Genomic DNA, 6768 nt, shown 5'->3' on the forward strand with positions numbered 1-6768 from the left:
GCTAACCTCAAAACGAGGACATTTCAGGGGAGCAGGTCAACGAACACCTCGTCCAAGTGCCAGCGCCAGCGGCTGGACCGCATCCCCGCGATCCGACGCTTTCGGATTTCCGCGACGAACATCGGGCCGAAACGGTTCCACCAGAACCGCACCGTCTCGTGGCTAATCTCGATGCCCCGCTCATGCAGCAGATCCTCGGCATTGCGGAGCGACAGAGGGAACCGAACATACATCATCACCGCCAGGCGGATGGTCTCGGGGCTCGTCTTGAATTAGCGGAAAGGGGAGCGCTGGGTCATGGCCGGAGGCAAACTTGGCCCCCTGCCCCACCTCAAGCGAAGTTCTTCTGACACTGCCAATCGACCCATTCGAGGGTGGCGTATTCGACGGTCTCGAAATTGCGCCATGGCCCGCGACGGTGGATGATCTCTGCCTGGAATAGGCCGTTGATGGTCACTCAACCATCTCTTGCCAGGATCTGACGTACCTTGATCAGCACTATGACGACTGCTCTACAAATATGCTGAGGCAACGCCGGGCAACGTGACAACCCGCGGGAATCAATGTTTGAAGCCCCACAGATTTCCACATCATTTGCTGCCGAAGTTATCAATACATCAATCGCCAGAGTATTTGCTAACTCGCCAACGTGAAGCAATAACCAATTCGGATTTCCGTCCGAAGCTAGAAACAATTCATCGGCTATGAAGTCCGCCCATGACCTGCCACTGCATGTTGCAAGCAACAGGTTGTCCAACTCGATCACTAGGCTGCACCTAATCAAGTCGAAAACAGAGTGAAATCGAAACTGCGCCACATCGCGATCCGAAACCAAAACAGATCTCTCCAGCATTCCGGTGTCGACAAAAATCTGATAAGTATCCTTCGAGATATTAAGGACCATGCGCGCTTCCTCAGGGGTGAAGGGGGTTGTGGTTGTGCAATAATCAACTGCGGAAGCATCATCGACATTGTCATTTGACCTACTAAAATTCTGAATATTCATCGCAATACCGCCATTATCAACACTGCATTCTCTCGCAAACTCAGCTAGGTAGGCACGATCTGAGCGATAGAGCATGTCACGATTGTGGTTAACGGATCGTGTATCGCCCCAGTGAAATTCTGCCCTTGCTACAAGAAGAGAAGCGCAGCCATGAGTGGGCCATTGGAAGACAGCATCAAGCACTGGACAGCGAAGCGCAAACCGGCGCTTGTGACCGAAATCATCTAGGGTAAGACGACGGTGGCCAAGGCCAGCCGAACCGGCTCTGTTGATAGCGTATATGCCGCCTCCTGACGGCATCGCAATGTGCCAATGCGATGGGTGTTAAGCCATCACGGAAGGCGAGAGCATCCACGCTATCAAAAAAGCCTGCTGTATCGCCCCAGTGCAATTCCGCTCAACTTCCGACGAAAGAAGCCGCCGAATAGTTGAGATCAATAACATAATTTTCAAAAAATTCTATTCAAATAAATCGATAAGCAATCAGATTTGCAGATATTCTTCCAAAACAAAGGCACAATTCAACCCAGAAGAAAGCCAATCATCCCTCAAAAGCTTTCGACGAGGGAACGAGATGCCTACTTCATCCTATATCGATACGTCCAATTCAACTATTACAATTTCCACTGGAGTTCACTACAGGATAGGAAATTCCATCCCCGCCTCCTCTCTTGGCGACGAATATCTGGAAATGGGATTTCTGAAAAACTACGAGATCAGGCAAGATCAGATAAACTCCCACCACACTCGCTGGGCAGGTGGCAAGTATGTTGAGGGGGATGCGGCCGGAGCCAATTTCGATCTCGGCTCCGATAATATTTTTGACTGGCGCAGAGGGGGCGAAAATAACGGAAATCAGCGTGAAGATCTGCGTGAGGTAATGGCGGCTGCCGTCGCCCACGGTAATTCGTTTTCAATGGTCACGAATACCGCAACCTATGCCGACGAGCTACACGAAGAGTTGGGATCTGCCCCCATTGACGCACAAACCGTCGAAAGCAGCCACACGATTGAGGAACTGAGAAGTAATGTCCGCGCGTTCGTGAATCATCTGGTGGTAGGGGATTTTGGAGCGGTGCCGAATGATTTCATGATTGAAGTGGGGTCGGAGTACTATGAAACGAATGTTTGGAAGAATCTCGCAAGCCAGGGATACCAATATACGGCAAAGCTGTTCGGATACGTATTCGCGGCAATGTCTGATGAAATAAAATGCGCCCTGGCCGAGGCGAATGCTTCAGGTCTGAATCATGATAATGTCAATATCTCCGTCGCTGTCCAGATGGGACGATTCCAGGTCAGCGGCGACTATGGCTCCCCGCAGGACAATGAAGATTTTATCTCCGCCTTCAAAGACATGAAGGCGCTAAAATCCGTTGATGCGTTAATATGGCACAATTATCGCCCCACTTTCGATAGCATAGACAGCCACATTTTTGGGCCTACGGATAATACAACTTTGGAGTACAATATGGGACGCTGGATCCAAGAGATCCCTGATGAGCTGCACAGCGAAGACTTGCGGCTCGTCTGCGGCTGGACTGGCCCCGCAGTCAACTCATCCAGTGACGACGCAAACCTGAACAACTTTGGCGGGCCCAGTCTGACAAACATTCTACAGGAATATTCTGTACTCGTTAATGCTGGAATGGACATTGGCACCATATACGGCACCGATACCACGTCGAGCAAGGTCGGATCTTTGGGGTCGCAAAAAACGACGTACATTGGTGGACAGCTCTACGGCTTGATGTCCGAGGCGTTGCCTGGCATGCATCTTTTGACGACGCCGGGTGCTTCCCCTGGCACTGGGGGCATCTATGGGAATACCGCCCCTACAGTGCTTGTAGATCCCGATAATGACCCGCATACAGATAACAGCGTATGGGAGGTCGTCCATGATCAGAGCGTAAACACCTACGCGTTCGAAGATGATTCCAAAGTGGTAGTTTTTTTGGCAGCAAAGGACTTCTCGGGCACTTCGCTGAGCTACACGGTCAAGGTGAAGGGCAACTATAGCTACGGTTGGGCGATGCATTTGTATGACCCCGAATTCGACACGGCGACAGGCCATTCGGGAATCAATGCGAATTCGCCCGGACACGTCGGCGATCTCGCAATGCCAGAGCTATACAGCGGCGGGATGTCGCTCACGCAGATAGCGGGAGGCGCCTCGACGACTGTCACTTTCCAGCACGATTTTGAGGTGATCCGACTCATTCTTTCCAAGACCAATACTGGTTCCTCGCCAATGTTCATTTCTGGAACGCTGGGGGCAGACAGCTGGATCGGAACAAATGGCGCCGATACGCTGCGAGGCCAGGGAGGAAATGATCATCTGAGAGGGAACGGTGGCAACGACGTTCTCGATGGCGGAGCCGGAAGCGACACTCTAGTCGGCGGCACCGGCGATGATACTTTCGTCGTGAATTCCCTAGGTGACGTCGTGAGCGAGAAAGGAAACGGTGGCAACGATACGGTTGTCACCTCGCTGCCGTCCTACACGCTGGGTGAAAATATCGAGAACATCCTGTTTGTCGACGGCGTAGATGCTTTCGGTCGGAAATCTCCGCGAACGGGCAACTCCATAGGCATTGGCAATGCGTCGGACAACCTGATCGTCGGGGGCAGCGGGGACGACAGCCTGGTAGGCGGCAGTGGCAAAGACACGCTCGATCCCGGAGATGGAGCTTCGACTGCGGACACGCTTAGGGGCGGCGACGGCGACGACACCTATGTCCTGCGACACAGTCATGTACACTTAGTGGAGGCTGCGAATGGTGGCAGCGATTGCGTCGAAGTCTACTATGGCAATAGCTATACAGTGGCTGAGAATTTCGAGAACCTGACATTTCTCGGTTCAGGGCCGTTCACCGGCGTGGGAAACGTGTTGGACAATCTGATCATTGGCGGAAATGACAACGACACGCTCTTAGGCGGTTCCGGCAATGACACACTTCGAGGACTGGGAGGGGCTGACGCATTGGTCGGGGGCGCCGGAGACGACACCTACGTTGTCGGTCCGGGCGATATCGTATCGGAAGCTACCGGAGAAGGAACGGATTCAGTTCAGACATTGCTGACCAACTACCACCTACAAAGCAATTTCGAGAACCTTGCCTACGACGGCTTCTCATCTTTCCATGGCACCGGAAACCACGTGGCCAACCTGATCGCCGGGGGAGCCGGCGATGACACACTCTGCGGCCTGGCGGGCAATGACAGTATCAGCGGCGGCGCCGGCAATGACCAAATCCACGGAGGCAGTCAGTTCGATGCGATCGATGCCGGGGCCGGCAATGATACCGTCTGGGGGGATGATGGCCGTGATCATGTTCGTCTTGGCGCTGGCAACGATGTCTCTTACGACAATCCGCAGCCGGGACCGCTCGGCGCGGATTCGGTTTGGGGGGGGGATGGTAGTGACACCATCAACGGCGGCGGAGGAGACGATCTGTTCTACGGCCAGAACGGATCTGACTACATTGCTGGCGGGGCCGGCAACGACCAAATTCACGGCGGCAACCAGATGGATACGATTAAGGCCGGCGCCGGCAATGACACCGTCTGGGGGGACAATGGCCGTGATCATACCTTTCTCGGCGCCGGTGACGACGTCTTCATTGACAACGCGCAGCCCGGCGCCAAGGGCGCGGACACCGTTCTGGCGGGCGCTGGCAACGACCTGATCAATGGCGGCGGCGGAGACGACACGTTTTTCGGTCAAAATGGAAAAGACTGCATTGCCGGCGGCGCCGGTAATGATCGAATCCACGGAGGCAATCAGTTCGACACGATCGAGGGTGGAGCGGGCAATGATACGGTGTGGGGCGACAATGGTCGTGATCATGTCCTTCTCGGCGCCGGCGATGACGTTTTTCACGACAATGCGCAGCCTGATCTATTGGGCGCGGATACAGTCTGGGCGGGCGAGGGCAACGATTTCATCAACGGTGGCGGCGGAAACGACGTGTTTTTCGGTGGATCAGGCAACGACACCATTGTCGGTGGCCCTGGCGATGACCAGCTCTATGCGGGGCACAATGTTGATCAACTCACCGGCGGTGCTGGAGCAGATGAGTTTTTCTTCTTCGCTGGCGATGGCTGGAACGGCATCTCCGATTTTGAACCGGGTATCGACAAAATCGTCCTGAGCAACCTGGAAGGGCATGAAAACCTGGAAATCGACTACCTGAAGACTCAAGATCGTGTCATCGTGCATTACACTGATGCCACTGGAGACTTTCACGGCGGTGGCATCATAGCCTTTTATGGCACGTATGATGGTGAAATTACCCATGATGATTTCATATTTATCTAGGCTCAGCCCCCATTAGGCTCCAGACTCGTTAATTTTCACAGCCAGAAGATGACAGTCGCGGCGAGGGCTACGGCGGACAGGAAGACCTTCGGGCATCTGTCGTAACGGGTCACAACGCGACGCCAGTCCTTGAGCTTTCCGAACATAATCTCGATACGGTTGCGCCGCTGGTAGCGACGTTTGTCGTATTTGACGGGCTTGCCTCGGGACTTTCGGCCCGGGATGCAGGGCTTGATGCCCTTGTCCTGCAAGGCTTCACGATACCAGTCGGCATCGTAGCCACGATCGGCCAACAGCCAATCGGCCTCGGGCAGGCAGGTCAGCAAGGCGGCTGCCCCGGTGTAGTCGCTGACCTGGCCGGCGGTCATGAAGAACTTGATCGGGCGGCCGTTCGCGTCCGTGACGGCATGCAACTTGGTGTTCATGCCACCCTTCGTTCGCCCGATCAGCCTGCCACGCCCCCCCTTTTTCGACCGCAGGCTCAATGCCGTGCGATGGGCTTTCAGATAGGTCGCGTCGATCATGACCGTCTTCCGATCCGCCGCTTCAGCAGCCAGCCCCTCGAAGCTCCGGGCGAAGACCCCCATGTCGCTCCACCGCTTCCAGAGGTTGTAGAGCGTCTTCGGCGGGCCATATTCCGCAGGCGCATCGCACCAACGCAAACCATTGCGATTGATGAAGATTATCCCGCTCAGAACGCGCCGATCATCGGCTCTCGGCTTGCCATGGCTCTTCGGAAAGAAAAGTTGCAGCCGCGCCATCTGCTCGTCGGTCAGCCAGAAGAGATTGCTCATCATACCCCCATAGGTTCGGGAGCGTGAAGCACGACGGCAGGGGCACTACAAGCCGACTAATGGGTCCTGACCCTAGCGGTAATCGGCTGCAATGCGCGGCACATCTGACCGTCAACGATTTGCGCCGCTTGGACGTGCGGCGCTGGGACCGCGAAGGCTTCCTTCGCCCCGGCTTCCGCTTCGGCTGGCAATGGTCCTGCAATGGCGAAGTGACAGGCTCAATCTGTGCGGAAGCGGAGGAAGGCCGCGTCATCCTCGACTATCGCGTGCGTGAGGACAACGAATGGGAACCGATGCGTTATGCCGTCAGCCTCGCCACCACGACCTGCAACCTGGGCGGGGAGCGGAAATGGTTCATCTGTCCGGCGCTTAGGTGCGGACGGCGGGTGGCGCTGCTCTACGGCGGGCGCATCTTCGCCTGTCGACATTGCCACGACCTCACCGATCCCAGCCAAAGGGAAGACGCATCGGACAGGGCTGCGAGGCGGGCGGAAAGGATTCGGACACGGCTGGGATGGCCGCCGGGAGCGCTGAACGGGCACGGCCCGAAGCCCAAGGGGATGCACTGGCAGACCTTTGATGAACTAGGTCACCGACTCATAAGCGCACAACCAGATGCGTGTGGCGGCGAGTTTGACGAGGGCGAG

5 protein-coding genes and 1 pseudogene are annotated in these 6768 nt (G+C 55.6%); 2 read left to right on the top strand and 4 right to left on the bottom strand.

The genetic code is table 11. The features are described from left to right. Positions 1 to 32: 32 nt before the first annotated feature. The 3 genes and pseudogenes from ACFOES_RS20510 to ACFOES_RS20520 form a co-directional block, all read right to left on the bottom strand. Positions 33 to 251 (bottom strand): annotated as a pseudogene (locus tag ACFOES_RS20510) (IS6 family transposase); the annotation flags it as partial. An 80-nt stretch (positions 252 to 331) separates the two neighbouring features. Then, positions 332 to 457: a hypothetical protein gene (locus ACFOES_RS20515; protein WP_377835510.1), complete on the bottom strand. Its 126-nt coding sequence runs from the start codon at positions 455 to 457 to the stop codon at positions 332 to 334. Next, positions 458 to 1189 carry a hypothetical protein gene (locus ACFOES_RS20520; protein ID WP_377835502.1) on the bottom strand — a complete coding sequence of 244 codons (732 nt, stop codon included), beginning with the start codon at positions 1187 to 1189 and terminating at the stop codon, positions 458 to 460. Between the two features lie 391 nt (positions 1190 to 1580). On the opposite strand from ACFOES_RS20520, the gene ACFOES_RS20525 reads away from it, so the two are divergent. Continuing rightward, positions 1581 to 5327 (top strand): calcium-binding protein, encoded by a 3747-nt coding sequence (locus ACFOES_RS20525; RefSeq protein ID WP_377835504.1) that lies wholly within the window; start codon positions 1581 to 1583, stop codon positions 5325 to 5327. A gap of 35 nt (positions 5328 to 5362) precedes the next feature. On the opposite strand, the gene ACFOES_RS20530 is transcribed toward ACFOES_RS20525, so the two are convergent. Next, positions 5363 to 6121 carry an IS5 family transposase gene (locus ACFOES_RS20530; RefSeq protein WP_377835506.1) on the bottom strand — a complete coding sequence of 253 codons (759 nt, stop codon included), beginning with the start codon at positions 6119 to 6121 and terminating at the stop codon, positions 5363 to 5365. 128 nt (positions 6122 to 6249) lie between these two features. Here ACFOES_RS20530 and ACFOES_RS20535 point away from each other — a divergent pair. Further along, positions 6250 to 6768, top strand: a 519-nt coding sequence (locus ACFOES_RS20535) for a hypothetical protein (protein ID WP_377835508.1), incomplete at its 3' end; no start/stop codon positions are given.

It is taken from the genome of Acidimangrovimonas pyrenivorans (genome assembly GCF_042643245.1).
Taxonomy (GTDB): domain Bacteria; phylum Pseudomonadota; class Alphaproteobacteria; order Rhodobacterales; family Rhodobacteraceae; genus Acidimangrovimonas; species Acidimangrovimonas pyrenivorans.

Excerpts from the sequence above, each read along its gene's own strand:
- ACFOES_RS20525 (WP_377835504.1), top strand. The coding sequence starts at position 1,581 with ATGCCTACTTCATCCTATATCGATACGTCCAATTCAACTATTACAATT.
- ACFOES_RS20530 (WP_377835506.1), bottom strand. The coding sequence starts at position 6,121 with ATGAGCAATCTCTTCTGGCTGACCGACGAGCAGATGGCGCGGCTGCAA.